General features: G+C 66.4%; 30 protein-coding genes. 21 read left to right on the forward strand and 9 right to left on the reverse strand.

Annotated features, from left to right (window positions below):
* Window positions 1-797, reverse strand: a 797-nt coding sequence (locus ACH49N_RS00005) for a carboxyl transferase domain-containing protein (RefSeq protein WP_358270721.1), incomplete at its 3' end; no start/stop codon positions are given.
* Between the two features lie 104 nt (window positions 798-901).
* Between ACH49N_RS00005 and ACH49N_RS00010 the strand changes: the two genes are divergently transcribed.
* From ACH49N_RS00010 to ACH49N_RS00030, 5 genes are read left to right on the forward strand one after another with little or no spacing between them, the layout of a single operon-like run.
* Window positions 902-1,762 carry a biotin--[acetyl-CoA-carboxylase] ligase gene (locus tag ACH49N_RS00010; RefSeq protein WP_159925841.1) on the forward strand — a complete coding sequence of 287 codons (861 nt, stop codon included), beginning with the start codon at window positions 902-904 and terminating at the stop codon, window positions 1,760-1,762.
* A 16-nt stretch (window positions 1,763-1,778) separates the two neighbouring features.
* Window positions 1,779-2,336: an HdeD family acid-resistance protein gene (locus tag ACH49N_RS00015; RefSeq protein WP_250764961.1), complete on the forward strand. Its 558-nt coding sequence runs from the start codon at window positions 1,779-1,781 to the stop codon at window positions 2,334-2,336.
* A gap of 16 nt (window positions 2,337-2,352) precedes the next feature.
* Complete coding sequence (locus ACH49N_RS00020; protein WP_358270719.1) at window positions 2,353-2,910, forward strand: PH domain-containing protein; 558 nt, start codon at window positions 2,353-2,355, stop codon at window positions 2,908-2,910.
* A gap of 39 nt (window positions 2,911-2,949) precedes the next feature.
* A complete protein-coding gene (locus ACH49N_RS00025; RefSeq protein WP_109331309.1) occupies window positions 2,950-3,630 on the forward strand; it encodes a response regulator transcription factor in 681 nt (226 codons plus the stop codon).
* Window positions 3,631-3,638: 8 nt separating this feature from the next.
* Window positions 3,639-4,973 carry a HAMP domain-containing sensor histidine kinase gene (locus ACH49N_RS00030; protein WP_358270718.1) on the forward strand — a complete coding sequence of 445 codons (1,335 nt, stop codon included), beginning with the start codon at window positions 3,639-3,641 and terminating at the stop codon, window positions 4,971-4,973.
* 15 nt (window positions 4,974-4,988) lie between these two features.
* On the opposite strand, the gene ACH49N_RS00035 is transcribed toward ACH49N_RS00030, so the two are convergent.
* The gene (locus ACH49N_RS00035) at window positions 4,989-5,531 is read right to left on the reverse strand and encodes a GtrA family protein (RefSeq protein ID WP_109331307.1); all 543 of its coding nucleotides are present in this window, start codon (window positions 5,529-5,531) and stop codon (window positions 4,989-4,991) included.
* A 131-nt stretch (window positions 5,532-5,662) separates the two neighbouring features.
* Here ACH49N_RS00035 and ACH49N_RS00040 point away from each other — a divergent pair, with 131 nt between their 5' ends.
* A complete protein-coding gene (locus ACH49N_RS00040; protein WP_358270716.1) occupies window positions 5,663-6,922 on the forward strand; it encodes a 5-(carboxyamino)imidazole ribonucleotide synthase in 1,260 nt (419 codons plus the stop codon).
* Complete coding sequence (gene purE / locus ACH49N_RS00045) at window positions 6,906-7,433, forward strand: 5-(carboxyamino)imidazole ribonucleotide mutase (protein ID WP_159925851.1); 528 nt, start codon at window positions 6,906-6,908, stop codon at window positions 7,431-7,433. Before ACH49N_RS00040 ends, purE begins: the two co-directional genes overlap by 17 nt.
* Window positions 7,434-7,514: 81 nt before the next feature.
* On the opposite strand, the gene ACH49N_RS00050 is transcribed toward purE, so the two are convergent.
* Window positions 7,515-7,976: a DUF559 domain-containing protein gene (locus ACH49N_RS00050; RefSeq protein WP_358270715.1), complete on the reverse strand. Its 462-nt coding sequence runs from the start codon at window positions 7,974-7,976 to the stop codon at window positions 7,515-7,517.
* A 504-nt stretch (window positions 7,977-8,480) separates the two neighbouring features.
* Between ACH49N_RS00050 and ACH49N_RS00055 the strand changes: the two genes are divergently transcribed.
* Window positions 8,481-8,861, forward strand: coding sequence for a hypothetical protein (locus ACH49N_RS00055; RefSeq protein ID WP_201453458.1), 381 nt, complete (start codon window positions 8,481-8,483; stop codon window positions 8,859-8,861).
* On the opposite strand, the gene ACH49N_RS00060 is transcribed toward ACH49N_RS00055, so the two are convergent.
* Together ACH49N_RS00060 and ACH49N_RS00065 are read right to left on the reverse strand one after the other, a co-directional pair.
* Complete coding sequence (locus ACH49N_RS00060; RefSeq protein WP_358270713.1) at window positions 8,846-9,565, reverse strand: TIGR03089 family protein; 720 nt, start codon at window positions 9,563-9,565, stop codon at window positions 8,846-8,848. The genes ACH49N_RS00055 and ACH49N_RS00060 overlap by 16 nt on opposite strands.
* Window positions 9,566-9,588: 23 nt before the next feature.
* Complete coding sequence (locus tag ACH49N_RS00065; protein WP_358270778.1) at window positions 9,589-11,043, reverse strand: LCP family protein; 1,455 nt, start codon at window positions 11,041-11,043, stop codon at window positions 9,589-9,591.
* A gap of 126 nt (window positions 11,044-11,169) precedes the next feature.
* Here ACH49N_RS00065 and rfbD point away from each other — a divergent pair, with 126 nt between their 5' ends.
* The 3 genes from rfbD to ACH49N_RS00080 are packed head-to-tail and all read left to right on the forward strand — an operon-like array spanning window position 11,170 to window position 14,022.
* A complete protein-coding gene (rfbD, locus tag ACH49N_RS00070) occupies window positions 11,170-12,018 on the forward strand; it encodes a dTDP-4-dehydrorhamnose reductase (RefSeq protein WP_358270711.1) in 849 nt (282 codons plus the stop codon).
* A gap of 34 nt (window positions 12,019-12,052) precedes the next feature.
* Window positions 12,053-12,946 (forward strand): glycosyltransferase family 2 protein, encoded by an 894-nt coding sequence (locus ACH49N_RS00075; RefSeq protein WP_109331288.1) that lies wholly within the window; start codon window positions 12,053-12,055, stop codon window positions 12,944-12,946.
* Window positions 12,943-14,022: a sugar phosphate nucleotidyltransferase gene (locus ACH49N_RS00080; protein WP_159925857.1), complete on the forward strand. Its 1,080-nt coding sequence runs from the start codon at window positions 12,943-12,945 to the stop codon at window positions 14,020-14,022. The genes ACH49N_RS00075 and ACH49N_RS00080 overlap by 4 nt, the downstream gene beginning before the upstream one ends.
* A gap of 50 nt (window positions 14,023-14,072) precedes the next feature.
* Here the strand turns inward: ACH49N_RS00080 and ACH49N_RS00085 are convergent, their stop codons facing one another.
* Genes ACH49N_RS00085 through cofD form a run of 3 tightly spaced genes read right to left on the reverse strand, consistent with a single transcriptional unit; the run spans window position 14,073 to window position 16,955 of the window.
* Window positions 14,073-14,621 (reverse strand): NUDIX domain-containing protein, encoded by a 549-nt coding sequence (locus ACH49N_RS00085; protein WP_317764665.1) that lies wholly within the window; start codon window positions 14,619-14,621, stop codon window positions 14,073-14,075.
* A 10-nt stretch (window positions 14,622-14,631) separates the two neighbouring features.
* Window positions 14,632-15,972, reverse strand: a complete 1,341-nt coding sequence (locus ACH49N_RS00090) for a coenzyme F420-0:L-glutamate ligase (RefSeq protein ID WP_358270709.1) — start codon at window positions 15,970-15,972, stop codon at window positions 14,632-14,634.
* A complete protein-coding gene (gene cofD / locus ACH49N_RS00095) occupies window positions 15,969-16,955 on the reverse strand; it encodes a 2-phospho-L-lactate transferase (RefSeq protein ID WP_358270708.1) in 987 nt (328 codons plus the stop codon). Before cofD ends, ACH49N_RS00090 begins: the two co-directional genes overlap by 4 nt.
* A 466-nt stretch (window positions 16,956-17,421) precedes the next feature.
* Between cofD and ACH49N_RS00100 the strand changes: the two genes are divergently transcribed.
* A complete protein-coding gene (locus ACH49N_RS00100; RefSeq protein WP_201453656.1) occupies window positions 17,422-17,682 on the forward strand; it encodes a WhiB family transcriptional regulator in 261 nt (86 codons plus the stop codon).
* Here ACH49N_RS00100 and ACH49N_RS00105 read toward each other — a convergent pair whose 3' ends face one another.
* On the reverse strand, window positions 17,683-18,174 hold the full coding sequence (locus tag ACH49N_RS00105) for a metallopeptidase family protein (protein ID WP_358270706.1): 492 nt from the start codon (window positions 18,172-18,174) through the stop codon (window positions 17,683-17,685).
* Window positions 18,175-18,254: 80 nt separating this feature from the next.
* Here ACH49N_RS00105 and ACH49N_RS00110 point away from each other — a divergent pair, with 80 nt between their 5' ends.
* The 9 genes from ACH49N_RS00110 (at window position 18,255) to ACH49N_RS00150 (ending at window position 26,654) form a co-directional block, all read left to right on the forward strand.
* Entirely contained in the window at window positions 18,255-18,650 is a 396-nt protein-coding gene (locus tag ACH49N_RS00110) for a DUF3499 domain-containing protein (protein ID WP_109331273.1), read from the forward strand.
* A 115-nt stretch (window positions 18,651-18,765) separates the two neighbouring features.
* Complete coding sequence (locus tag ACH49N_RS00115) at window positions 18,766-20,133, forward strand: phosphomannomutase/phosphoglucomutase (protein WP_358270705.1); 1,368 nt, start codon at window positions 18,766-18,768, stop codon at window positions 20,131-20,133.
* An 85-nt stretch (window positions 20,134-20,218) separates the two neighbouring features.
* Window positions 20,219-21,292, forward strand: coding sequence for a tobH protein (locus ACH49N_RS00120; RefSeq protein WP_358270704.1), 1,074 nt, complete (start codon window positions 20,219-20,221; stop codon window positions 21,290-21,292).
* On the forward strand, window positions 21,292-22,524 hold the full coding sequence (gene manA / locus ACH49N_RS00125; RefSeq protein WP_317764662.1) for a mannose-6-phosphate isomerase, class I: 1,233 nt from the start codon (window positions 21,292-21,294) through the stop codon (window positions 22,522-22,524). Before ACH49N_RS00120 ends, manA begins: the two co-directional genes overlap by 1 nt.
* 136 nt (window positions 22,525-22,660) lie before the next feature.
* Window positions 22,661-24,169 carry an amino acid permease gene (locus ACH49N_RS00130; RefSeq protein ID WP_358270702.1) on the forward strand — a complete coding sequence of 503 codons (1,509 nt, stop codon included), beginning with the start codon at window positions 22,661-22,663 and terminating at the stop codon, window positions 24,167-24,169.
* A gap of 197 nt (window positions 24,170-24,366) precedes the next feature.
* Window positions 24,367-25,590, forward strand: a complete 1,224-nt coding sequence (locus ACH49N_RS00135) for an alkane 1-monooxygenase (RefSeq protein ID WP_358270701.1) — start codon at window positions 24,367-24,369, stop codon at window positions 25,588-25,590.
* Complete coding sequence (locus tag ACH49N_RS00140) at window positions 25,587-25,772, forward strand: rubredoxin (protein WP_159925871.1); 186 nt, start codon at window positions 25,587-25,589, stop codon at window positions 25,770-25,772. The genes ACH49N_RS00135 and ACH49N_RS00140 overlap by 4 nt, the downstream gene beginning before the upstream one ends.
* Window positions 25,769-25,951 (forward strand): rubredoxin, encoded by a 183-nt coding sequence (locus tag ACH49N_RS00145; RefSeq protein WP_109331265.1) that lies wholly within the window; start codon window positions 25,769-25,771, stop codon window positions 25,949-25,951. Before ACH49N_RS00140 ends, ACH49N_RS00145 begins: the two co-directional genes overlap by 4 nt.
* Before the next feature lie 76 nt (window positions 25,952-26,027).
* Window positions 26,028-26,654 (forward strand): TetR/AcrR family transcriptional regulator, encoded by a 627-nt coding sequence (locus ACH49N_RS00150; protein WP_109335204.1) that lies wholly within the window; start codon window positions 26,028-26,030, stop codon window positions 26,652-26,654.
* Window positions 26,655-26,726 lie beyond the last annotated feature (72 nt).

Here is a 26,726-nt window from a genome sequence, read left to right on the forward strand (position 1 = left end):
GGCAGGTAGGACAGCAGGTCCTTGACGTAATCCAGGGCGTCTTGTTCGCCGGAGGCGACGTAGTGGGCGACGCCGGATTTGACCATGTGGGTGTGTGCGCCGCCCAAATCTTCCATGGTGACGTCTTCGCCGGTGACGGTTTTGATCACGTCGGGGCCGGTGACGAACATCTGGGAGGTTTTATCGACCATCACGACGAAGTCGGTGAGGGCGGGGGAGTAGACGTGGCCGCCGGCGGCGGGGCCCATGATCAGCGAGATCTGGGGGATCACGCCGGAGGCCTGGACGTTGCGGTGGAAGATTTCGCCGTATAACCCGAGGGAGACGACGCCTTCCTGGATGCGGGCGCCGGCGCCTTCGTTGATGCCGATCAGGGGGCGGCCGGTCTTGAGGGCGAGGTCCATGACCTTGACGATTTTTTCGCCGTAGATTTCGCCGAGGGAGCCGCCGAAGACGGTGGCGTCCTGGGAGAAGACGCACACGTCGCGGCCGTCGATGGTGCCGTAGCCGGTGACGACGCCGTCGCCGACGGGGCGGTTGTCGGCGAGGCCGAAATTCACGCTGCGGTGGCGGGCGAGGGCGTCGAGTTCGACGAAGCTGCCGTCGTCGAGCAGGGCGGTGATGCGTTCGCGGGCGGTGAGCTTGCCCTTGGCGTGGACCTTCAGGGCCGCTGCTTCACCGCTGGGGTGCTGCGCCTCGGCCTGACGATTACGCAGGTCGGCGAGCTTTCCCGCGGTCGTGTGAATATCGGGCGTGCTCGCCGACTCCGGCGCGCTCGGCTCCTGAACAGTGGTCATGACAGGTCAGCTTAACGAGAGTGGCGGGGCCGTGGCCAAGGGAGGTGGGCGTCCGAACGCGGCTACTGACCAGTACATTTTCGGGCCCACCATAGGCTGGAGAAATGTGGACTGATCTGAACCGACCCCCGCTCGACGCCGACGCACTGCGTAAAGCCCTCGTCCGCGGCGACGACGAAGGATCCGCCGGCGGCGATCCGCGCGCGTTCTGGTCGCGGCTGGACGTCGTGCAGGAGACCGGTTCCACGAACGCGGACCTCCTTGCGCGGGCTGCCCACGCGGACTGTGACCGGCACGTCCTGCTGGCCGAATTTCAGGGGAGCGGGCGTGGGCGCCACTCGCGCGCCTGGGTCAGCCCACCCCAGGCGCAGATCGCCGTCTCCGCGCTGCTGACGATGCCTGGCATGAGCGTCGGCGACATGGGCTGGCTGCCGTTGCTGACCGGAGTTGCGGTGGTCGACGCGGTGCGCGCCGTCGCGAAGGTGCCCGCCGAGTTGAAGTGGCCGAACGACGTGCTGATCGACGGCCGCAAGGTGGCCGGAATTCTTGCCGAAGTGGCCACCACGACGCCTGATCCGGCGGTCGTCGTCGGAATCGGGATCAACGTCACCCTCGCCCGGGACGAGCTGCCCGTTCCACACGCGACGTCGTTGTTGCTCGAAGGCGCGGAGGTCACCGACCGGAACACACTCGTGCGAGCGGTGCTGCGCGCCATCGCGGATCGGTGGCAGCAATGGCACGACACGAACTGGGACGTCACCGATCTCGCGGACGCCTACCGTGCCCGCTGCGGCACACTCGGTCAGCGGGTGCGCGCAGAATTGCCTGGCGGCACCGAACTTCTCGGGATCGCGACGGACATCGACACCGAAGGGCGGGTGGTGATCGCGCCGGACGGCCGAGCCGACACGGTCGCGGTCTCCGCGGGCGACATCACACATTTGCGTCCGGTGCGCATGGAGTGATGCCACACTGTGGTACATGAGTACCTCGAGTCCCGAATCGGCCGACCTCACCGTTCGGCGCACAATGACCGGTCTCACCGTGGTACTCGGACTGCTGACACTGGGTCTCGGGGTCGCGGTGCTGGTATGGCCGGACGTCACCCTCACGGTGGTCGCCGTCCTCATCGCCATCCAGTTCTTCGGTTTCGGTCTGGTGCAGATCATCCGGGCGTTCGCCGACGTCGACGCGGGCGGGGCCGCTCGAACGCTCGTCGGCGTATCCGGTGCGCTCGCAATACTTCTGGCGTTCCTGGTGCTGCGGAGCCCGCTCCAGACGGTGGTGATCATCGCCCTCGTCGTCGGTGCGTGGTGGGTGTTCCGTGGCGTGCTCGAGATTGTCGAGGGCGCGTCGGGAACTGCCGCGGACCGTGGGCTGAGCATCGTGCTCGGCGTCATCAGCGTCGTGGCCGGAGCGATCGTGCTGCTGCAACCCGAACTCTCGCTCGAGGTATTCGTCATCGTCGTCGGAGTATGGATGGTGCTGTACGGCATCGTCATCGTCATCACCCCGATTGTGCTGAGCCGTATGCGGTGAGGGCAGACTCTTCCGTATGGGATACCCCGAGGATGCCCTCGCCGACGACGAGGAACTCTTACTCCATCGTCATCCGCACTGGAAGATGTTGCTGCTGCCTGCCGTCACCCTGGTAGCGGCAACGGCCGTTGCAGGATTCGCGCTCGGCTTCGTCGGGAACAAACTCGACGGGTCGTCGCTGAACGTCGCAATGATCGTGGTGGTCGCGCTCTGGCTCGCGGTCGTGATCTGGCGATGCCTGGCGCCGTTCCTCAGCTGGAAGTCCACACACTTCATCGCCACCGACCGTCGGGTACTCATCCGGCACGGCGTGCTGACCCACACAGGCATCGACATTCCGATGGGACGAATCAGCAACGTCCAGTTCCGGCACGGCCTGCTCGACCGGATGCTGCGTACCGGCACACTGGTCATCGTCTCGTCCTCCGACGACCCGCTCGAGTTCGACGACATTCCCGACGTGCAGCGTGTCCACTCGCTCCTCTACCACCAGGTGTTCGACGCGATGGATCTGCACCGTGGTCGCGAGCGCGAAGACCCTCGCGGGGACGTCGATCCCGGCAAAGGCTGGTAACCGGTCACAGCTGTTCGCGCATCTCCGTACCCTGTGTAGGTGACTGCCGTATTGCTTGCCGAAGATGACGAAGCCATTGCCGCCCCGCTGTCGCGGGCACTGGGTCGGGAGGGATACGACGTCACCATCGAGCACACGGGGCCGGCGGCGTTGGAACAGGCGCTCGACGGTGCGTACGACCTGTTGATCCTCGACCTCGGATTGCCGGGAATGGACGGTCTCGAGGTCTGCCGGCAAGTCCGCGCCCACAGTTCGGACCTGGCGGTGCTCATGCTCACCGCCCGCACCGACGAAGTGGATTTCGTCGTCGGTCTCGACGCCGGCGCCGATGACTATGTCGGCAAGCCGTTTCGGCTGGCGGAGCTGATGGCGCGGGTCCGTGCCCTCCTGCGTCGCCGCGGCGGCGGCGAGGATTCCGTCGTCGAGGTCGGGGGCATCCGTCTCGAACCGGCCGCCCGGCGAGTAATGGTGAACGGCGCCGAAATTGCGCTGGCCAACAAGGAGTACGAACTGCTTCGGGTCCTGCTCGAGCATGCGGGACAGGTGGTCTCGCGCGACACCATCCTCGCGGAGGTGTGGGGCGACGTCGAACTGCGAGGGTCCAAGACGCTGGACATGCACATGTCGTGGCTGCGCCGAAAGATCGGTGACGAGGGGCCCGCCGCCGAACGACGGATCGCGACGGTCCGCGGCGTCGGTTTCCGGATCAACACCGACTAGGCCGGTTCGTGCGCCGCAGAATTCTCCAGTCGATCCTCGCTGTCGTCATCCTCACGGCGCTACTGCTCGGTGTCCCGCTGATCTACACCGCCTGGTTGTGGGTGGAGGACTTCACCCGCAGTGACCTCCAAATTCGCCTCGACCGGATGGCGACGGAAATCATCGCCCAAGAAGGTGCGGACGGTGTCGTGGAGGGGGCCCTCGACATCGATTCGCTGCGTCTTCTGACCCCATCGGACGGCCGGTTGGTGGTGGTATATCCGACCCCCGACGACGGCGCCGCCCGCGTCGATATCGGGGAACCCGTCGTCCCCTCACCGCTGGTCGAGTCGCTGGCGATGGGCACGTCCGGTTCCCTGCGCCTCGAGGTGCCGTCCGACGAGATGCGCACTCAGCAACGCCAGGCGGTGGGCGCCGTGGCGCTGCTGGTCCTGGTGTCGGTCGCAGCCGGAACCGTGGTCGCGGTCGTCACGGCCAACCGGCTCGCCGACCCGCTGCGGGACGTGGCCGGCCGCGCTGCCCGTCTCGCCGAGGGCGATTTTCGCCCGGACAGTCGTCGCCACGGCATTCCCGAACTGGACAGGGTGTCCGATGTCCTCGATTCCGCCACTGTCGAGATCGCCGGCAGGCTGCAGCGTGAGCACGCCCTCGTCGCCGATGTGTCGCACCAGTTGCGCAGCCGCCTGACCGCTGTGCGCCTGCGCCTCGACGAACTGTCGGAGCACTCCGACCCCGCTGTCGTGGTCGAGGCGGACGAGGCGATGGCGCAGGTGGACCGCCTCACCGTCGCGATCGACGAACTGGTGCGCTCCTCGCGTAACAGCGGTACCGAAAACCATGTCTCCGTGATCCGGGAACTCGGCGTCGTCATCGCCGACTGGAAGCGGCCTTTCGAGGATGCCTCTCGCGACCTGGTGCTACGCGGTGATGCCACGGTGATGGCGTCGACGACGGGCTCACGGCTGCGTGAGGCCGTCGCGGTGCTCGTCGACAATGCCCTCATGCACGGCGCCGGCACCTGCACTGTCGCGGTGCGGCTGATTCACGGGCAGACGCTCAGGGCGGCGGGTCCGGATACTTCCATCCGCGAAGCGACGGTGTGCGTGGAGGTCTCCGACGAAGGCGACGGGGTGAGCAACGACCTCGCGCCGCACATCTTCGACCGCGGGTTCTCCGGGGCCGGATCCACCGGAGTCGGGCTCGCGCTGGCCAGGGCGCTGATAGAGGCCGACGGGGGCCGGCTCGAGTTGCAGCGGCGCCGGCCGGCGTTGTTCGCGATCTTCGTCCCGGTCGCGCGGGAGCACGTGCCGACCCGGGTGGCCGGGATCAGGGAGCCACGGTAGGAGCGCTCCCTCGGCTCAAGCGTGGCCGATTTCTTCCTCGGCGGCCTCGTCGACCAGATCTGGATCGATGCGGACAGTCTGTTCAGGGAAGGCGAACCGGCGCAGCGCCCAGAACCGGAAGACCATCTGCAGAAGATTCCCGATGATGTAGTTGAGCACGAAGTCGACGATCACCAGAGTGGTGAGATTTTCCTGGTTGGCACGGATATCGAAGACGTTGTTGGCGGTCCACAAGGGTGCAGCGGCGATGAGAACTCCGATGCCACTGATGGTGAAGAACAGCAACGCCTCGTGGTGGCGCTCGCGTCCACCGCGATTTTTGAAGGACCATTCGCGGTTGAGGATGTAGCTCAGCACCGTCGCCAGGACGCCGGAAAGAACCTTCGCGACGACCGGCTTCTCTTCCAGGATCGTGAGGCTGAGCGAGTAGAAGATGGCCAGGTCGAACACCATGGTGGTGCCGCCGACGATGGCGAACTTGATCAGTTCGTGATGCCGCAACGCGAGAGCCCGGAAAGGCTGGGGTACGCGTGCAAGGACACCATCGACGAATGACACAACGGAGAAGTTTACGAAAGCAGGACGCAATACCACTAACTGGCGGTGAAATCATCAGGAGAATCACAGAAAGTGACGTGCTACCACCTCGGCGCGGGGACCCGGCACCGGACGTGACAAACTTATGACCCGTGACCGGCAACTCTGACTCCTCACCGCGTCCCACGACCCCCCGCGATCTGCACGCCGGGCAACCCGTCGTGACGATGATCGGCGGTGGCCAACTCGCGCGGATGACGCACCAGGCCGCGATTGCGCTCGGCCAGACGCTGCGCGTGCTCTCGGGTGCGCTCGACGAACCTGCCGCACAGGTGAGCCCCGACGTCGTTCTCGGCAGCCACACCGACCTGAACGCGCTGCGTGAGGCGGCAGTCGGTTCGCATGCGCTGACCTTCGACCACGAGCACGTCCCGACCGAGCACCTCGACGTCCTCGTCGCCGAGGGTGTCAATGTGCAGCCGCCGCCGCAGGCGCTGGTGTATGCGCAGGACAAGCTGGCGATGCGTCGCAAGCTCGGCGAGCTCGGTGCGCCCGTCCCGGCCTTCGCCGAAGTGACGTGGGCCGAGGACGTCGTGAAGTTCGGCGCGCAGCACGGATGGCCGCTGGTGATCAAGGCCGTCCGCGGCGGATACGACGGCCGGGGTGTCTGGATCACCGACGATTCGGACGAAGCCGAGCGCATCGTCACGCAGCAACTCGACAACGGTGTCGCCCTCCTCGTGGAGGAGAAGGTCGACATGCGCCGCGAACTGTCGGCGATGGTGGCACGGTCACCGTTCGGCCAGGGGGCCACGTGGCCGGTCGTGGAAACCGTTCAGCGGCACGGCCAGTGCGCCGTCGTCCTGGCTCCGGCTCCGCAGCTGCCCCAGTCCCTCGCCGCAGCGGCAGAGGGATTGGCGTTGCGGCTCGCCTCCGAACTCGGTGTGGTGGGCGCCATGGCGGTAGAGCTCTTCGAAACCTCCGACGGCACCCTCGTGGTCAACGAACTGGCGATGCGCCCGCACAACTCGGGCCACTGGACCATGGACGGCGCCCGCACCTCGCAGTTCGAGCAGCATCTGCGTGCCGTCCTCGACTACCCCCTCGGTGATACCGCGCCGATCGCGCCGCTCACCGTCATGGCGAACGTCCTCGGGGCGCCCACCGCTCCGGAGATGAGCATGGACGAACTGGTCCACCACCTGTTTGCGCGGATGCCCGACGCCAAGGTGCACCTCTACGGCAAGGGCGAACGCAAGGACCGCAAGATCGGCCACGTCAACATCGTGGGCGGCCCCGGGTCCGTCGACGACCCCCAGTACGTGGCCGCGGTGCGAGAGCGGGCCGAGCGGGCGGCGCATTGGCTTTCACACGCGGAATGGACCGACGGATGGGATGTACACGGTGAGTGAATCGGCAGCACAGCAGGGCGCGCAGGTCGGGCTCATCATGGGCAGCGACTCCGACTGGCCCACCATGGAAGCCGCCGCGGAGGCCCTCGCGGAGTTCGGTGTCCGGTTCGAGGTCGGTGTCGTCTCCGCCCACCGCACACCGCAGCGGATGCTCGACTACGCGAAGTCCGCTGCCGGTCGCGGCGTCAAGGTGATCATCGCCGGTGCCGGCGGCGCCGCGCATCTGCCCGGCATGGTCGCCTCGGCCACCCCACTGCCCGTCATCGGTGTGCCGGTTCCGCTGAAGTACCTCGACGGCATGGATTCCCTGCTCTCGATCGTGCAGATGCCTGCGGGCGTTCCCGTCGCGACGGTCTCCATCGGCGGAGCCCGTAATGCGGGTCTGCTCGCCGTCCGCATCCTCGGTGCCGCCGACCCCACCCTGCAACGGCAGATGGCCGCGTTCCAGGACGGGCTCGAATCGATGGTTCTCGACAAGGACAAAGCCCTGCGCGAGAAGCTCCTCGGCTGAGTTCGTACTGAGCCGCCACTATGTGGTTCTGCGTGGCCGAAGCGGCCCTCGATGGGCAAGGAGTGGCGGCTGAGTGCACTGTCAGCGCCGACTGCGGCGGCGCCGACGCACCGCAGTGACGATCTCGTCGGCGATCACATCGGGATGCGCCAGGACGTCGTAGGCCGCGAAGCGGAGCACCATCCACCCCTCCCTGACGAGCCAATTTTGACGCCGTCGGTCGTTCCGGAACACCTTCGGGTCGCTGTGGAATTCGCGGCCGTCGACCTCGACGACGATCCGCGCCTGCTCATCGACGAAATCACCCGAGTACGGACCGATTGGGTGGTTGGCCTCGAGCGGACAACCGCGGAGGCTGAGCTCTCTACCGAGTACCCGCTCGGGTTCCGACGCGGCGCGGATGGCCGCGTGGCGTAGAAGCAGCCGTGCTGCGGGTGCGCCGTGCCGACCGCGGTGGGTGATGCAGAGGTCCCGGAATTCGTCGGGATCGACGCTTCGGTTGAGTTCGGTGTCGACAAGCGACGCGACGTCGCGCTCTGGCATGACGACGGCGCAGTCGAAGAGCGCTCGAGCGGACGAGACCACAAGGGAGCAGCGACACCATCGATACCGACGATGTCGGGAGGTCGCGGCGGTACAGCCGTAACCAGTCCGGGGGCGTCACGCGGAGCGCCCTGGGGATCGTCGCCTCGACGACCACCGGCTCGGGTAACCACCCGTAGAGCCAGGCTGCTGTGCGGTGACTCAGGACCCCGTCCGGGCGCCACTCGGACAATGCGGCGCACCGGATATACGTGTCGGGTTCGACGAGGGAGTACACCGATGGCAGGACGCGGTGGTAGCGGCCACTCCGGCACCGGGCGGCGATCGTGCTGCGCGGGATTCCGGCGTCGGTCAGTTCCTTCAGGGGACGAATGCTTGTGGTCATGGTCGACAGCATCGCGGTGACCGCTGGGTCACTCCTGCGGGGAACTGGGACTTCCGGTTGGTCTGTGGATGGGCGTGATGTTGTGGATGAAGCTCGCCGCAAGCACCTATCCTCCACGGATGAGACGCAGTCGTGGGATCGCGGTCATCCGTGCGTCACGGGGGAATGCACAGTCGGCGGCGATCACCCGCTTGGCGTTGGTGTATGGGCGGGCGTGGGGTGGACGGATTGCCTTCGACGACGAGTTCGGCATCTTCGTGTGCAGCGGTATGAGGGGCGGTTTCGCGCGTGGGGGCACCACCATCGGTGGCGCGTTTCTCACGGGCCGGATGCCGGCGCGTCCGCTACTGCGACACGAGTCGGTGCATGCCGACCAGTGGGCGACGTACGGGTGGACCTTCGGGCTGCGGTACCTGTTCGAGGAGTTACGGCACCCCGGGAGGCGCAATAGATTCGAAATCGCCGCGGGACTGGCGGACGGTGGCTACCGCGTCAGCTGACGCGTGATTTTCTCGGTATCGATCCGCCGCGCGTGAGCCGACGGGTCTGCGTTGGCCACCTGCACCAGCGACGCGCCGGCCGCGAAGACGGCGATCAGCCCGCCGATCAGTGCATCGGGCGAATCCCAATCGGCATCGGACGACACCCGATCCGTCGACGTGATTCCCTGCGCGTCGGCCGACGCTCGTGCGGCCTCGAGAACGTCGTCCACGCCGGCCCCGGCGAGCGCCGGTCCGGCGACGGTCGGCCGGAACTGGTCGCCGTGGACACGGACGGAGGTGGCGTAGTCGTTAATGCCGACCGGGAGATCGGGGACGGGGCGTCCGAATGCGTCGAGAGAAAGCACCGCGACCTCGGGTACGTCGTCGACGTCGTCGAGACGGTCCACCGACACAAGTGCGACTTCCGCCCGCTCGTCGGGCTCGAGGACGACCTCGGCCCCAGCCCACCAGGCACCGAGGAGGACTGCGGCGGTCTGCCAGTGCGCGGGAAGCAGCACGCACACCCGCGCTCCCGGTTCGAGGGCGAACTCGTCCCGCAACAGATTGGCGGTCTTCGCGGCCCAGTTGGTCAGGGTGAGCGCGGAGAGTTCGACCCGTTCGCCGGTGGCGTCGTCGTAGAACGTCACTCGTGGACCCGCCGGGTCGCTCGCCAGGATGGGGTCGAGAAGGGCATCGGTCAGCGTGCGGGAGGCATGGTTCATGGACACAGCTCGTTTCTCGTTCTCTAGTTCACGCAGCGCGGGCCGGAGGAGCCGGCGTCGATGGGCGGGCCGGACGGTGCCGGAGTGGGCGAGGTGCCTGCCGCGGAGGACGTGCCGGCGGTCTCGGTAGTTCCGCTCGTGGCGGTGGTCTCCGCAGAGGTCGGGCCGTCGTAGTCGTCGGACAGCACCACGCGAACCGAGCCTTCGGGCAGAGACGAATCGGTGTCGGTGGGCAGCCCACCGAGTGCCGATGCAACCGCCTTGGCGCTGTCGTCGTCCGCGGAGTGGGCGAAGACCGTGGTGGAACTCACCGAGGTGCCGGTGTAGTTACCCACCTCACCCTGCACGTAGCCCAGCGCGGTGAGCGCATCGGAGACACCGGTGGCGAGGCCCCCGATGTCGCTGGCGTTCGCGACATCCACGGTCACAGAGGACGCGTCGATGTTCGGTGTGGTGGTGGTCGGGTCCTCCGAGTCGCTCGGTTCTTCACCGACGAGACCCGCCACATACTTCTTCACGGCCTTCGGATCGACCTCGACGATCGACTCGCCGTAGTCGGTCATGCCGTTGAGATCGGCCACCGGAATGGTGTCGAACTGCACCTTGCCACCGGCGAGGTCCTGCAGTTGGGTGGCGAATTCGATGATGTCCCAGTCGTCGTCGAGTACGACGGAACGCTGGACCGCAGCGCTCAGTTCGTTCAGCTTGCCCGGATCGCTGAGAGTTTTCGCGGACAGAACCTTGCCGACAAGCGACGCCATGAACACCTGCTGGCGCACGATGCGGTCGAGGTCACCGCGGGGGAGGTCGTGGCGTTGCCGGACGAAGCTCAACGCGTCGGCGCCCTTCAGCGACTGCTCACCAGAGGGGAAATGTGCCCCGGACATGTCCTCGTCCACCGGCTCGTTGAGGCACACGTCGACGCCGCCCACCGCGTTGGTCAGGAGGACGAATCCGAGCAACCCGACCTCGGCGTAGTGGTCGACGGTGATACCGGTCAATTCCGCGACCGATTTGATGAGTGCCTCCCGGCCGGACTCCGTCGACTGCTCCTCGGCCTCCTCATCGGTCGCGCCGCCCTCGACGAGCTTCAACCGTTCCGTTTCCTTGGTGGCACCGTATGCCGCATTGATCTTGGATTTGCCGATTCCCGGAACAGTGACGTAGGAGTCGCGGGGGATGGAAATGGCGGTGGCGGAACTGCCGTCGTTCGGGACGCGGATCAGGACGATGGTGTCGGTATTGGACGCCACCTCCTCGCCGGCCCGCAGCGAATCGAGTTCCTCCTGGGACAACGGGTTGCCGTGCGCGTCGGTGCGGCTGTCCGTACCCACCATGAGGATGTCGACGGCGCCGTCGGCGCTTCCGCCGAGTCCGAGACCGCCCGCCGTCGCCAGATTGTTCCGCAAGGAATCGATGCTCCGCCACGCGAAGCCCGTGACGACGAGTGCGAGCACCGACAGCACGGCCGCCGCGATGTGGACGGGATGCCGGCGCGTCCTCGGGGGGTCGCCCGGAACGGGTTGCTCGTGTGACACGCAACCAGGCTACTGGTCGGCGCGTTCGGAGTCGGGACGCGGCGATCGGCGTGCCAGACTGACCGCGTGACGGAAATACTGGTGACCGGTGCCCGGGGACAACTGGGCAGACACCTTGTCCGATGCGCGGAGGCGGCAGGAATCACGGTGCGCGGCGTGGGATCGGACGAACTCGACATCACCGACCGCGGCGCCGTGGACGCGCAGGTGGAGAGCGGATCGGTCGTGATCAACTGCGCTGCGTACACCGCAGTGGACGCCGCCGAATCCGACGAGGCGACGGCACTCGCCGTCAACGAGCGAGGCCCGGCGAATCTCGCGGCGGCGTGTGCCCGTGCGGGTGCGCGGCTGGTGCACGTCTCCACCGACTACGTGTTCGCCGGCCAGGCGGACACGCCGTACGAGGTGGATTCGCCGACCGGGCCGGCGACAGCGTATGGGCGCACCAAACTGGCGGGTGAGCGCGCTGTGCACGCAGCGCTTCCCACCGCCCACGTCGTGCGGACCGCGTGGGTCTACAGCGGTGCGGGTTCCGATTTCGTGGCCACCATGCTCCGCCTCGAACGTGAGCGCGACACGATCGACGTGGTGAACGATCAGGTGGGTTCGCCCACCTTCGCCGGGGACCTCGCGGCCGCCCTCCTGGAACTGGTACTGCGCACCGATGTCACGGTCCCGGTGCTGCATGCCACCAACGCAGGGAAGGCCAGCTGGTTCGACCTCGCCCGGGCGGTTTTCGAGGAGGCAGGGGCCGACCCGGAGCGGGTTCGCCCATGCTCGAGTACGCAGTTCGTGCGCCCCGCCCCGCGCCCGGCGTTCTCTGTTCTGTCACAGAACGCCTGGGTAGGCGCAGGGCTCACACCTATGCGGCCGTGGCGTGACGCCTTGCGCGCAGCGCTGACAACGGTCGTGTGAGGCGGAGCGCGCCGGAACGGCTACGCTTGCCCGCGTGAGTTCGAAGCTGGCCGTGGTGACGGTGACCTATTCGCCAGGCGAGCATCTGGAGCATTTCCTGGACACTCTCGCCGAGGCGACGAAAGAAGAGCCGCAGGTCGTGATGGCCGACAACGGTTCGACGGACGGCGCTCCCGAGGCTGCGGATAAGGCGTACGACCATGTGCGCCTGTTACGCACCGGCGGGAACATCGGTTACGGCGGTGCCGTCAACCGGGCTGTGGCGGAGATCGACGAAGAGATCGAGTTCGTCGTCGTGGCCAATCCGGATGTTCGGTGGGCGCCCGGATCGATCGACGTTCTTCTCGCGGCTGCGGAGCGGTGGCCACGGGCGGGAGCCCTCGGTCCCCTCGTGCTCGAACCCGACGGAAGCGTGTATCCCTCGGCGCGCCAGGTGCCCGACCTGGTGTCGGGGGCAGGCCACGCGGTCCTGGGCACGGTGTGGCCGTCCAATCCCTGGACCGCCGGTTACCGCCAGGAGAACGAGTCGCTCAGCGAGCGCGCGGTCGGCTGGTTGTCCGGTTCATGCCTGCTGATGCGCCGGGCGGCATTCGATTCGATCAACGGTTTCGACTCCCGCTACTTCATGTACATGGAGGATGTCGATCTCGGTGACCGGCTGGGCAAGGCGGGGTGGCTCAACGTCTACGTCCCGTCGGCCGAGGTCACGCACGCCAAGGGGCATGCAGCCGGGAAGCATCCCGAATTGATGTTGCCTGCCCATCACCAGAGTGCCTACCGCTTCCAGGCAGACCGGCACCCGCACTGGTGGCAGGCGCCGTTGCGGTGGGCCCTCCGGGGAGGATTGGCGGTGCGGTCGAGGTTGGCGGTGGCCGCGGCAGTGCGCGAACGACACAAGAATGACCAACGAGGGGGCGACGTCCGATGACAGGTGAACAGAAGACCGATGCAGTGGTGCTGGTGGGGGGCAAGGGCACTCGGCTTCGCCCGCTGACGTTGTCGGCGCCCAAGCCGATGCTGCCGACGGCAGGTCTGCCGTTCCTCACCCACCTGCTCGCGCGTATCGCGGCGGCGGGAATCAACCACGTCGTCCTGGGCACGTCCTTCAAAGCGGAGGTGTTCGAAGAATACTTCGGTGACGGGTCGAAGCTGGGTCTCGAGATCGACTACGTCACGGAGACCGAGCCGCTCGGAACCGGTGGCGGCATCCGCAACGTGCTTCCGAAACTGCGCGGTGAGAACACCATGGTGTTCAACGGTGACGTGCTCGGCGGCACCGACCTCGGCGGGATCCTCGACACACACCGAACCACCGAAGCCGACGTCACGCTGCACCTCGTGCGGGTGGGCGATCCGCGGGCGTTCGGTTGCGTTCCCACCGACGCGGACGGACGCGTCACGGCGTTCCTGGAGAAGACTCAGGACCCGCCGACAGACCAGATCAACGCTGGCTGCTACGTGTTCAAGCGCGACATCATCGAACAGATCCCATCCGGACGGCCGGTGTCGGTGGAGCGCGAGGTCTTCCCGGCTCTGCTGGCGGAGGGCGCCCGAGTGTACGGGCACGTGGACTCGTCGTACTGGCGTGACATGGGCACTCCGGAGGACTTCGTCCGCGGCTCGGCGGACCTCGTCCGGGGCATTGCCCCCTCGCCGGCACTCGACGGGCCCCGCGGCGAATCCCTGGTTCACCCAGGAGCGGGTGTCGCCCCGGGTGCCTTGCTGATCGGCGGCACGGTGGTCGGCCGGGGGGCCGAGGTCGGGGCGGGTGCACGCCTCGACGGCGCCGTGCTGTTCGACGGTGCGGTCGTCGAGGCAGGGGCGACCGTGGAACGGTCCATCATCGGTTTCGGTGCGCGCATCGGTCCGCGGGCTCTGGTCCGCGATGCGGTGATCGGCGACGGAGCCGACATCGGTGCCAGGTGTGAGCTGTTGCGTGGGGCCCGGGTGTGGCCGGGTGTGACGCTTCCCGACGGCGGAGTGCGGTTCAGCACAGACGTGTGAAAGGCGTAGGCACACAGGACTACTGCGCCACCTGGCGCAGGTAGTCCTGCTCAGCGCAGCCCGGCGAGATGGACCAGGTGGTCGATCGTCGACTTCTCCGCGGCGGGCGGCAGCGCGTCCACCGGCCACCAGCGCAGGTCTGTGGATTCGGAACTGCGCACGATGTGTGCGTCGGGCCGGGCTCGTACGAGGAAGCGCAGATCGAGATGGCGGGTCGGCTGTCCCAGTGAACAGGTGATGGGATGTGTGTGCGCCGAAAGCAATTCGGGGTCGATCCGTAGATCTGGAATACCCGACTCTTCGCAGGCCTCGCGCAGGGCCGCGTCGACGACGGTCTCGTCGGTGGCCTCGCAGTGCCCGCCCAGCTGGATCCACCGGCCGACACGGGGATGCAAGGTGAGGAGGACGTGGCAGCCGCCTTCGTCCAGCACCAACGACGACGCCGTGATGTGACCCGGGGCGTGCTCGCGAAGGCAGCCGAGGGGTGCGGAACCGAGGAACGCAAGCATGGTGTGGCGTAACGATTCGTCGCTCTCGCTACCTGTTTTCCAGGACTCGAGTACCTCGGTCGCAGACCGGTGCAGAGATTCGGCGCTCATGTTGCGGCGATCACCGTTCGAGCAGGGCGTCGGCGGGGTCGGGGACATCTCGCGGCGCGAGCGGCTCCGGGGGATGGCCGATCGCGACGGCACCGAGAGGCTGCCAGTCGGCGGGCAGTTCCAGGACGCTGCGCACGACGTCGGCGGCGAATATTGTCGAGCCGATCCAGCAACTGCCGATCCCCTTGACGGCCAAGGAGACGAGCAATCCCTGCACAGCCGCGCCGACGGCCACGGTGAACATCGTGGATTCGGCCGTTTGCCTGCGCGCGTCGGGATAGCTGTGGGCGCCGTCGGGAACACAGAAGGGGATGACGACCTCGGGGGCGTCGAAGAGAATGTTCCCCCGCGCTACCCGGGCTTCGACGGCCGCCGCGTCCATGCCGTCGGAGGTGAGGTCGGCCCGCCACTGATCCCGCATGCGGGACAGCAGTTCGTCCCGGATCGCGCGGGTCCGGATCCAGACGAACCGGACCGGGCGAGTGTGGTGCGGCGCAGGAGCGGTGAGCGCTTCGGAGATCGAGGCGCGAACGGCGTCGGCGTCGACAGGCTCGTCGGAGAACTGCCGGATCGAGCGCCGCAGCAGAAGGGCCTCGGATCGGCCCTGAGCCAGCGATTCGGCGGTGCCGAGCCAGAACAAGTCTTCCGGTCCGCGCCGGATCAGATCCGCCCCGCGGGACCCGTCGTCGCCGACGTCGAGGCCACGCACGACAGCGACGGGCACGCCGCCGAGCTTTCCCTTCACGAGATCGCCTGCCGCGGCGATCTCGTCGGCGATCGCCACTTCGGTGACGATCAGCTCGTTGCCCTGGCCGTCGCGGGCCCCGGCATACGCGTGCAGGACGGGAAGACCGGCCGCACCGATCGCGGCATCGATCTGACCATTACGCCACGCCCGTCCCATCGTGTCGGTGACGACGACAGCGACGGTGACACCGAGGGCGGCCTTGATCGCGTCCCGGAGACCACGAGCGCTGCGGTCCGGATCCTCGGGCAGCAGAGCGAGTTCGGACCCCTCGACGTTCGAACCGTCGATCCCCGAGGCCGCTTGGACGATCCCGAGGCGATTCTCGGTGATCAGTGTGCGTCCCTTCCTGGCGACGATGCGGACGGCTTCCTGCTCGACGAGGCGCCGCCGGGCGGCGTCTCGTTCGTCGGGATCGGTGGGGGAGGCGACGATGCGGCCCTCCACTTTGGAGAACACCTTGCTGGTGACCACCAGCACGTCACCGTCGCGAAGCCACGATGCCGCCGCAACCACGGCGGCGGCGAGATCGTCGCCGGGGCGGAACTCGGGCAGACCGAGGACCGGCAGGATTTCGAGCGGGCCGCCCGGCGCGTGATCGTTCACAGCGGCACCCCTGCCACGTCCAGGGCGGCCCGGACCATTGCCGCGGTCGCGTCGGGGTCGGTCATGATCAACGGCACACTCCGGACCTCGACCCCGGGAACGTCGGCGGTGTCGGTGTGGTGGACCAGCCAGCCGTCGAGGATTCCGGTCCCGCTGCGCGCCCCGTAGTAGCGCCCGATCGCCTCCGCCGACGTCTCGACCCCGATGACGTCCAGGCATTCGTCCGCCATGCCGCGCAACGGCTTTCCGCCGATGATCGGGGAGACGCCGACCACCTTCGCGGCGGTCGTGCGCAACGCCCCGCGGATGCCCGGGACGGCGAGGATCGCCCCGATGCTGACCACCGGATTCGACGGGGCGAGCAGGACGATGTCCGCGGACTCGATCGCCTCCACCACTCCGGGGGCGGGCTTCGCTTGCTCGGCTCCGATGTGCGCGAAACTGTGTGTCGGGACCTGGGCGCGGTGCCGGACCCACCATTCCTGGAAGTGGATTGCGCGCTGCTCACCGTCTTCCGGATCCGTGATGACGACATGCGTCTCACTGCGGTCGTCGGTGACCGGCAACAGGGCGACACCCGGCTGCCAGCGATTGCACAGGGCCTCGGTCACAGCCGACAACGGGTACCCTGTGCGCAGCATCTGGCTGCGAATCAGGTGTGTGGCGATGTCGCGGTCGCCCAGACCGAACCAATCGGGTTTGGCACCGTACGCCGCGAGTTCCTCCTTGGCGTTCCAGGTCTCTCCCGCATGACCCCATCCACGCTCGGTGTCGATGCCGCCGCCGAGGGTGTACATGCAGGTGTCCAGGTCGGGGCAGATGCGCAGGCCGTGCATCCACACGTCGTCACCGACATTGACGACAGCGGTGATCCGAGGGGTGGGTGAGTCGCCCTCCTGCGCCCCGTCGGTGCCGAGGAGTCTGCGTACGCCTTGCAGGAATCGAGCCCCACCGACTCCGCCAACCAATACAGTCACGTTCACGAAGCAAAGCCTAGGCGGTGCTCCGGCGGAGGCGGTCGGCCGCTTCCCTCCGCGAATTCGAGCGCGAAATAGTAATGGACATTTTCGGCTTAGCTTGACCGCGACACGCTGGGCGTGTCTAATCACAAATATGTCATTCCGACGTTGTAGGCGTGGAATCGCTTGCAGCGGGGATCAATTCGAACGGTTGTTCGAACGGATGGCAGGGGTGTTCGGTTCGGGGTACGTGAACGATCGAAATTTTCTGCGCTATCACAGGTGAGGAGGCGGAGCGATGCCCAATGAGCAGGTCGAGTCGGAGACTCGCTGGAGCACAGTAAGCGACGAACCGCAGACCAATTCCGAAGCAGGCGCAGCAGACGGCGTCTGTGTTCAAGAAGTCTGTGTGCAAGAAGACAAGGTAAGTGAGAATCCGGTGCGACAACTCGTCGCGCAGGAGATCGAGACGGCGGGCACTCGCCCGGCGTTGAGCGTGGTGACGGGTTTCGACCATCTTTTCGAGACCATCGAGGATCAGTGGCAGGAACGCGCGCTGTGCGCACAGACCGATCCTGAGGCCTTCTTCCCGGAAAAGGGCGGCTCCACGCGGGAAGCGAAGCGAATCTGCTTGGGCTGTGAAGTCAAGGACGAGTGCCTGGACTACGCGTTGGCCAACGACGAGCGGTTCGGCATCTGGGGTGGCCTGTCGGAGCGCGAGCGCCGTCGGCTCAAGCGGGGGATCGTCTAGTCAGTCCTCGTCGCCCGGCAGATCGGGGTCGATGATTTCTGGTTCGACGCCGAGGTAGGTGCTCACCTGCTGTACGAGCACGTCGTGCACCAGGTCGGTCAGATCGTCCGGGTCTTTAGCACGCTGTTCGAGCGGACGGCGGAACAGGACCACCCGCGCGCGGGTAGCGGTGCCGTGCCGGTCGATGCCCGCGGGTATCAGCCGCGACAGCGGCACCGGTCCGTCCGCCACGACCTCCGGCGGCCAGTTCACCGAATCCGGATCGAGCGCATGAATTTTCGGGACCTCGTCCACGGCGATGTCCAGCTTTGTGAGGCGCTCACGCCACTGTGCGTCGATCGGCGCAAACGCTTCGAGCACCACGAGATCGAATTTCTCCGCGCGACTGCGCCGTGCGGGCGCGTCGGGCGGGAACACCGACCCGCGAATTCCGCGTCCCCGACGGTCGACTGATCGGGTGGTCACCGGACGCCTGCGTCGTGCTCTGGACATGGACTGGACATTACGACAGCCGCACACTCTCGGTGTGTCCGAGTAGGTGCCGGGCCTCCGTGGGGCTAGGCTCCCTAGCTGTGAGATCTCTGCGTCGATGCTGCCGCCCCGGGTGCAAGAACCCCGCTGTCGCGACGCTCACGTACGTCTATTCGGATTCCACCGCTGTCGTGGGTCCTCTGGCCACCGTCGACGAGCCTCATTCCTGGGATCTGTGCGACACCCACGCTTCGCGGATCACCGCACCGAAGGGGTGGGAACTGGTCCGGTACGAGGGCGGATTCTCCTCGAGCACGCCGGACGAGGATGATCTGACCGCATTGGCGGAGGCCGTGCGCGAGGCCGGGTTGGGCGAGCGCGGGCGTTCCGAACGAGCCGCCTCCGCCGAAGAACGTGCCGACACCGGCATGCACACCCCACCGGTCCGAACCGGTCGCCGTGGTCACCTGCGGGTTCTTCCCGACCCGGCCAACTGACTTCCCGTTCGTCCGTCCTTGGCGTGAGCGCCGTCTCGCGGTTGCCGGGACGTGCCCGCGCCGGGCAGGCATTAGGCTGGCGCCAGCACTGGTGCTCGTAAAGGAGAAAACAGAAGTGGCGCGATCAGCCGAGTCCGTACATGCCGTGATCAAGGCTTACGACGTGCGTGGTGTGGTCGGTGAACTCATCGATGCCGCGTTCGTCCAGGATGTCGGCGGCGCCTTCGCGCGACTCGTGCGCGACGACGGGGCGAAAAAGGTGGTCGTCGGCCACGATATGCGGGCATCTTCCCCGGACCTCGTGAAGGCCTTCGCCCACGGTGTCACCGCGCAGGGTGTCGACGTGGTTCTCATCGGCCTGGCGTCGACCGACCAGTTGTATTTCGCGTCGGGGCTGTTCGACTGCCCGGGTGCGATGTTCACTGCGAGCCACAATCCCGCCGAGTACAACGGGATCAAACTCTGCCGTGCCGGAGCCAAGCCGGTCGGTCAGGAGACCGGCCTGGCGACGATCGCCGCCGAGGTGATCGAGGGAGTTCCCGAGTTCGACGGAGCGCCCGGCGCGGTGACGGACGAGGACGTACTCGAGCGGTACGCGAGCTTCGTCCGCGGCCTGGTGAATCTCGCCGACATGCGACATTTGAAGGTCGCGGTCGATGCGGGGAACGGGATGGGTGGGCACACTGTGCCTGCCGTGCTCGAGCCCATGCCGGTGACCGTGGAACCGCTGTTCTTCGAACTCGACGGCACGTTCCCCAACCACGAGGCGAATCCGCTCGACCCCGCCAATCTGGTCGATCTGCAGGAGCATGTGCGGAAGACGGGTGCCGACATCGGTCTGGCATTCGACGGTGACGCCGACCGCTGCTTTGTCGTGGACGAGCTGGGAAATCCCGTTTCGCCGTCGGCGGTGACGGCCCTCGTCGCCGAGCGGGAGCTGGCGAAGGAGCCCGGCGCCACCATCATCCACAACCTCATCACGTCGCGGGCGGTCCCGGAATTGGTCACCGAGCTGGGCGGGTCGCCGGTGCGCACAAGGGTCGGCCATTCCTTCATCAAGCAACAGATGGCGGAGACCGGTGCGGTCTTCGGTGGTGAGCACTCCGCGCACTATTACTTCCGCTCGTTCTGGGGCGCCGACTCGGGGATGCTGGCGGGACTGCACGTGCTCGCTGCGCTGGGGGAGCAGGAGCGTCCGTTGTCCGAGCTGATGGCCAAGTACGAGCGGTACGCGGCCTCCGGGGAAATCAACTCCACCGTCGCCGACGCCGCGGAGCGCACCGCCGCAGTCGTGTCTGCGTTCGCCGATCGCAGCACGGGTATCGACCGGCTCGATGGCGTGACCGTCGATCTGGCCGGCCGTGCCTGGTTCAATCTGCGGGCGTCCAATACCGAACCGCTGCTACGGCTCAACGTGGAAGCGCCCACGGCGGAAGACGTAGACGCACTCGTTACCGAGATACTGGGCATCGTCCGATCCTGACTGCCATAGTTGGAATAACAGGTTTTGCACGCACACAAGTTTCGATGAGGCTTGTTCCGAGAAAAGAGAAAGGGGGTGCGGTGTCATGACAGCGCCGACGCCCCTGTTGGATCTCGACGACGGTGACGCACTGGTTGCCGCGGACACCGTGGGAGTCCTTCGGTCCGCGGCGATGGGCGGCGCCCAGATCCGGGCCACCAGAGCCGCCGTCGAGGAGGGGGTTCTCGAACGCCTGCACGGTCTTCGGCCGCGCAGTGTGGTGGTGGTGACCGGCTCGGGACGGGCCAGCCGTGGCGCGGCGATCCTCACGGCGGTCCTCGCCGAACGGATCGGGTTCCCGCTCGTCCGTGCCGCCAGTACGCCGGTATGGGTCGGACCCCTCGACGTGGTCGTGGTGGCCGGCGACGACGCCGGTGATCCTCGACTCGTGCAGGCCATCGATGCGGCGGTGCGCCGGGGCGCCGAGGTAGTGGTGGCTGCACCCGATGAGGGGCCTCTGCAGGCGGCCGCGGCGGGGCGCGTGCTGATGTTCGCGCCCAGGGTTCGGGCTCTGACCCGTCATGGTCTGCTGCGATACTTCGCGGTCCTCCTCGCGGTCCTGCGCGTGGTGGGATCGGAGCGGTGGGGCGACGAGGTGCCCGATCTCGAGCAGCTCGCCGACGCCGTCGACAGCGAAGCCCTCCGCGATCGACCGACGAACGCGGTCTTCCACAATCCGGCGAAGTCTCTCGCCTCGCGGATGCAGGGACGACGAGTCGTACTCACCGGCGGCACGGAAAGCGCGATGGAACTGGCGCGTCACGGCGCCGAGGCGCTACTGCACGCGGGCCGGGTGGCAACCGCGTCCGAACTGTCGGACGTCCTGAGTGCGGCGAACACATTCCGTGCGCCGGCGGCCGTTCCCGATTCGATCTTCCACGATCCGGAACTCGACGGCCCGCCCTCCGCCAGTCCTGTCCGCACCTTTGTCTTCTCGGCCGAGGCCGAGCTGATGCTGACCGAACGCAAGACCGCGGTGCTGGGGGACGCCGACATCGTCGTCGCAGCTTCCGACGAGGGCCCTTCGCCGTCGCAGCGGTCGGAACTCGAGCAGGCAGCGGTCCTCGTGGGGCGGCTCGACATGACTGCCGCATACCTGCAGCTGATCGGCGGTATCTAGTGCACCGACTCGAAGGTGCGCTCCGATCCTATGCATGGGGATCGCGCACCGCTATCGCTGAGCTGCGCGGACTGCCCGTTCCGACGGCACATCCGGAGGCGGAACTGTGGCTCGGTGCTCATCCGGCGGATCCCGCACGCGTCGTCACCGACGAAGGGGAGCGGTCGCTCCTGGACCTGGTGCGCACCGAGCCGGAGCGCCAACTCGGCCGCCGCAGCGTCGACACCTTCGGCGAACGCCTTCCGTTCCTCCTCAAACTGCTTGCCGCCGAGGAGCCGCTGTCGCTCCAGGCGCACCCGAGTGCGGAACAGGCCCGCGAAGGTTTCGCGCGCGAGAACGAGCTGGGCATCCCGCTCGGATCCTCGATTCGCAACTACAAGGACGACAGTCACAAACCGGAGCTCGTGGTCGCGCTGAGCCGGTTCGACGCTCTGGCCGGTTTCCGGGATCCGAAGCGGACGGTGGAGCTGCTAGACGCGATCGCGGTGCCCGAACTCCAGCCCTACGCCGGGCTCATTGCGGGGCAACCCGACTCGGACGGGTTGCGTGCCCTGTTCACCACCTGGATCACTCTGCCCCAGCCCGTCCTCAGTGCGCTGATGCCGCGTGTGCTCGACGGGTGCGTCGAGTATCTGTCAGGAGCCAAGGACGGTGACTTCGTTGCCGAGGTCCGAACCGCACTCGAGTTGAGTGAGGTGTATCCCGGTGATGCGGGCGTCCTCGCCGCTCTCCTGCTGAACAGGGTCACCCTCGAGCCTGGGCAGGCGCTCTATCTCGACGCGGGGAACCTCCACGCGTACCTGCACGGGATGGCCGTGGAGATCATGGCGAACTCCGACAACGTTCTCCGCGGTGGACTCACTCCCAAGCACGTCGACGTTCCCGAACTCCTCCGGGTGCTCGACTTCGATTCCGTCGACATCCCTGTCCTCGAGGCCGAGGAGTTGCCCGGCAGCGCCGAGGCCATGTACGTCTCGCCCGCTCCCGAATTCTGTTTGACGAGGATCGATCTGTCGTCGAACGGTGCTGTCGAACATCGCTTCCGGACGGAAGGTCCGCAGATTCTGCTCTGCACCGCGGGTTCGGTTCAGGTGGCGTGCGGTAGCGAGCGCCTCGATGTGGAACAGGGCAGTGCAGTCTGGATCGCCGCGGAGGACCCCGACGTGTCGGTGACCGCGACATCGGACCGAGTCCAGCTGTTCAATGCGAGAGTCGGCGCACCCATCGCGTAGCCTGTGAGCCGCCTTTGCGGACCGAGGTCCGGGTGCGACGAGCGGTTCCGGCGGCCGTCGCATCTACCTCGAACCCGACCTGTTCAGGGCCGCCGAAGCATAGGCTGAACCGCAACTTTCGAATGAGGAGGCTGATGTGGCCATCCAGGACAAAGGCAGTGGACCGGAGGTGAGCGGTCGCGCCAATGGACTGTTCCGGACCAAGTCGATCGAGCAGTCGATCCGCGACACGGACGAGCCCGAGACCAAGCTCCGGAAAGACCTCACGGCGTGGGACCTCACGGTGTTCGGTGTCGCCGTCGTCATCGGTGCCGGCATCTTCACCCTTACCGCCCGGACCGCCGGGAACGTCGCGGGACCTGCAGTGTCGGCGGCGTTCGTGATCGCCGCAATCGCGTGTGGTCTCGCGGCACTGTGCTATGCCGAGTTCGCGTCGACCGTTCCGGTGGCAGGCAGTGCATACACCTTCTCGTACGCGACGTTCGGTGAGTTCGTCGCCTGGATCATCGGCTGGGACCTCATCCTGGAGTTCGCCCTCGCCGCCTCGGTCGTCGCCAAGGGGTGGTCCCTCTATCTCGGCGAGGTGATCGGCAATCACACGCCGATCGCCCAGTTCGGGTCGTGGAAATTCGACTGGGGCGCGGTGCTGATCGTCGCGGTCATCACCGTTCTGCTCGTCACTGGTACAAAGCTGTCGTCACGCGTGTCGCTCGTCATCACGACGATCAAGGTGGCGGTCGTGCTCGTGGTGGTAGTGGTGGGCGCGTTCTATATCGAGAGTGACAACTATTCGCCGTACATCCCGCCGTCCGAGCCCGCCGAGACCGGTGAGGGTATTCACCAGTCGCTGTTCTCCTATGTGACGGGCGCCGGTGGCAGCACGTTCGGTTGGTACGGGCTCCTCGCCGCGGCCAGTCTCGTGTTCTTCGCATTCATCGGTTTCGACATCGTTGCCACTACCGCCGAGGAGACCAAGGATCCGCAGAAGGCTCTGCCCCGCGGCATCCTGGGCTCACTCGCGATCGTCACCGTTCTCTACGTCGCAGTCACCCTGGTTCTCACCGGGATGGTCGACTACACGGAGTTGGCCGGCGACACGTCCAATCTGGCTACCGCCTTCGACATTCACGGCATCACGTGGGCGAAGAATCTCATCTCGTTCGGTGCACTGGCCGGTCTGACGACGGTAGTAATGGTGCTCATGCTGGGCCAGACCCGGGTGCTGTTCGCCATGTCGCGTGACGGCCTGATGCCGAGGCGTCTCGCGCCGACCGGCAAGCACGGCACGCCGGTCCGCATCACCGTGCTCGTCGGTGTCGTGGTAGCTGTTCTCGCCGGCTTCTTTCCGATAGGCACCCTCGAAGAGATGGTGAACATCGGCACGTTGTTCGCTTTCGTCCTGGTCTCGGTCGGCGTCATCGTGCTACGCCGGACCCGGCCCGATCTGCCCCGTGGGTTCCGCGTCCCGCTGGTGCCGCTGGTGCCGATTCTCGCGGTACTGGCCTGCCTGTGGTTGATGTTCAACCTCTCCGTCGAAACATGGATCCGGTTCGTCGTGTGGATGTTGCTCGGCGTGATCATCTACTTCGCGTACGGCCGCAGGCATTCCATGATGGGCAGGCGCAGTCGCGGTGAGGTGATCTGACCCGCAACCCGCCTCGGGTATCCGGTCCGCCGGGAAAGCACCACGGTGCTTTCCCGGCGGATTTGTCTTGCCGCGACCTTCTTGATCGATCAAGTTTACAAAATGGTAGGTTTGTATAGATCAAGAACGGAAAGCCAGATATTGTCTACCTCATTGGTGACCTGCCTCACGTATGAGGTGAAAGCGAAGGAGCGGACATGGCAACACGTCCACAAGCGGAACCGGCGATACCGACCGAACAGTGGCGGGACAAGAAGCGCTATTTATGGCTACTGGGACTGATACCGCCCACTGCGGTGTTTCTCGCGATCGGCCTCGTGTGGGCCTCGGGTCGACTCGGTCTCGACGCGGTGGCGCCCGTGTGGTGGTGGATCGGTCCACTGCTGGTCTACGTCCTGCTGCCGATTCTGGACGTGTTCTTCGGTCCGGACGGCGAGAACCCGCCCGACGAGGTGATGGACCGGCTCGAGAACGACAGGTACTACCGGTACTGCACCTACGCCTACATTCCCTTCCAGATTCTCAGTCTCGTGACGGCCTGCTACCTATGGTCCGCGTCCGATCTCGGGTGGCTGGGTATCGAGGGTGGCCTCGGGGTGCTCTCGAAGATCGGCCTCGCGATCAGCATCGGCTGTGTGGCAGGAATCGGGATCAATACCGCACACGAGCTTGGCCACAAGAAGGACGAGCTCGAACGGTGGCTGTCGAAGGTGACCTTGGCGCAATCGTTTTACGGCCATTTCTACATCGAGCACAACCGCGGTCACCACGTGCGGGTAGCCACGCCCGAGGATCCCGCGAGTTCCCGTATGGGCGAGACCTTGTGGGCGTTCCTGCCGCGCAGCGTGTGGGGGAGCCTGACGTCGTCCTGGCGACTCGAGAAGGCCCGGCTGGACCGCCTGGACAAGGGACCGTGGACGATTCACAACGACGTCCTCAACGCCTGGGCGATGTCGGTGGTGCTGTTCGGCGCTCTGCTGGCAACGTTCGGCCTCGGCATCGCACCGTATCTGGTGATCCAGGCCGTCTTCGGCTTCTGCCTGCTCGAGACGGTCAACTATCTCGAGCACTATGGGCTGCGCAGGCAGAAGGCAGCCAGTGGTCGCTACGAACGTTGCACTCCCGAGCACAGCTGGAACAGCGACCACATCTGCACCAACATCTTCCTGTACCACCTGCAGCGACACAGCGATCACCACGCCAACCCGACCCGGCGTTACCAGACGCTGCGAAGCATGGACGGCGCCCCCAATCTGCCCAGCGGTTACGCGAGCATGATTACGCTCGCCTACTTCCCGCCGCTGTGGCGCAAGGTGATGGATCCCCGGGTCCTCGCTCACTACGACGGGGACGTCACCCGCGTCAACATCCACCCCGCGAAGCGCGCCGAGGTTCTCGCGAAGTACGGGGCCCGGGCATGAGCGCGTACCGCTGTCCGGTCTGTGAGTACGTCTACGACGAGGCGACCGGCGCACCCCGGGAAGGATTCCCCGCTGGCACGCAGTGGGATTCGATCCCCGAGGACTGGTGCTGCCCCGACTGCGGGGTGCGGGAGAAGCTCGACTTCGAGAAGGCGGCGACCACAACAGGAGGCACGACATGACCGAGTACAAGCTCTACCAGTGTGTGCAATGCGGGTTCGAATACGACGAGGCGCTGGGGTGGCCGGAAGACGGCATCGAACCCGGAACTCGTTGGGACGACATACCGGAAGACTGGAGTTGCCCGGATTGCGGCGCTGCGAAAGCGGACTTCTTCATGGTCGAGATCGAGCGGAGCTGACTTCCGGATGACAGTGCCCGGCGTGGCCACGTACCGGACGCACCGGCGTGCGGTGCCGGGCACTAATGTCGTGAGCATGACTTCGTCGCGTGTCAGAGTGACCTACCAGGAGGCCACGCGGCTGCTGCTGCGTCAGTCGGTGCTCGACGCCATGCGCGATCTGTTGTTCGAGAAGGACTGGTCCGACATCACGATGTCGGACGTCGCGGCCGGTGCCGGGGTAAGCAGGCAGACCCTGTACAACGAATTCAAGTCCCGTCAGGGGCTTGCGGAGGCATACGCCCTTCGGTTGGCGGACGAATTGGTCGATGCGGTCGACGAGGCGCTGGTCGCCCACGTCGGGCAGGGGCGAGCCGCACTGCTGTCGGGCTTCACCGCGTTCTTCGCCGCGAGTCTCTCCGATCCGCTGGTGCAGTCGCTGCTACGCGGTGAGACCAAACCGGACCTGCTGCGGTTGATCACGACCGAGAGTGCACCCATCATCGAGCGTGCATCGACCCGGCTGGCAGAAGTTTTCCACCGTAGCTGGGTGCGAGCGAGTGTGGTGGACGCGGGAATTCTGAGTCGCGCCATCGTGCGGCTGGCTATGAGTTACATCTCGATGCCCCCCGAGTCGGAGGCCAACGTTGCCGAGGATCTCGGTGCTCTTCTCGGACCTTTCGTGGACAGGGCAGTCGACGGGGCCGATCGGTTGGAAGGCTGAGTCCGCGGACGGTCGTCTGAGTGTCACCCTTCGGCGGCCGTACCGATAGCCTTGATCGAAACAGCAGCCAAC

Source organism: Rhodococcus sp. NPDC019647, assembly GCF_044389235.1.
GTDB lineage: Bacteria > Actinomycetota > Actinomycetes > Mycobacteriales > Mycobacteriaceae > Rhodococcus_F > Rhodococcus_F oxybenzonivorans.

Excerpts from the sequence above, each read along its gene's own strand:
- ACH49N_RS00010 (WP_159925841.1), top strand. The coding sequence starts at position 902 with ATGTGGACTGATCTGAACCGACCCCCGCTCGACGCCGACGCACTGCGT.
- ACH49N_RS00015 (WP_250764961.1), top strand. The coding sequence starts at position 1,779 with ATGAGTACCTCGAGTCCCGAATCGGCCGACCTCACCGTTCGGCGCACA.
- ACH49N_RS00020 (WP_358270719.1), top strand. The coding sequence starts at position 2,353 with ATGGGATACCCCGAGGATGCCCTCGCCGACGACGAGGAACTCTTACTC.
- purE (WP_159925851.1), top strand. The coding sequence starts at position 6,906 with ATGTACACGGTGAGTGAATCGGCAGCACAGCAGGGCGCGCAGGTCGGG.
- ACH49N_RS00050 (WP_358270715.1), bottom strand. The coding sequence starts at position 7,976 with ATGCCAGAGCGCGACGTCGCGTCGCTTGTCGACACCGAACTCAACCGA.
- ACH49N_RS00055 (WP_201453458.1), top strand. The coding sequence starts at position 8,481 with ATGAGACGCAGTCGTGGGATCGCGGTCATCCGTGCGTCACGGGGGAAT.
- ACH49N_RS00060 (WP_358270713.1), bottom strand. The coding sequence starts at position 9,565 with ATGAACCATGCCTCCCGCACGCTGACCGATGCCCTTCTCGACCCCATC.
- ACH49N_RS00080 (WP_159925857.1), top strand. The coding sequence starts at position 12,943 with ATGACAGGTGAACAGAAGACCGATGCAGTGGTGCTGGTGGGGGGCAAG.
- ACH49N_RS00085 (WP_317764665.1), bottom strand. The coding sequence starts at position 14,621 with ATGAGCGCCGAATCTCTGCACCGGTCTGCGACCGAGGTACTCGAGTCC.
- ACH49N_RS00105 (WP_358270706.1), bottom strand. The coding sequence starts at position 18,174 with ATGTCCAGAGCACGACGCAGGCGTCCGGTGACCACCCGATCAGTCGAC.
- ACH49N_RS00120 (WP_358270704.1), top strand. The coding sequence starts at position 20,219 with ATGACAGCGCCGACGCCCCTGTTGGATCTCGACGACGGTGACGCACTG.
- ACH49N_RS00135 (WP_358270701.1), top strand. The coding sequence starts at position 24,367 with ATGGCAACACGTCCACAAGCGGAACCGGCGATACCGACCGAACAGTGG.
- ACH49N_RS00140 (WP_159925871.1), top strand. The coding sequence starts at position 25,587 with ATGAGCGCGTACCGCTGTCCGGTCTGTGAGTACGTCTACGACGAGGCG.
- ACH49N_RS00145 (WP_109331265.1), top strand. The coding sequence starts at position 25,769 with ATGACCGAGTACAAGCTCTACCAGTGTGTGCAATGCGGGTTCGAATAC.
- ACH49N_RS00150 (WP_109335204.1), top strand. The coding sequence starts at position 26,028 with ATGACTTCGTCGCGTGTCAGAGTGACCTACCAGGAGGCCACGCGGCTG.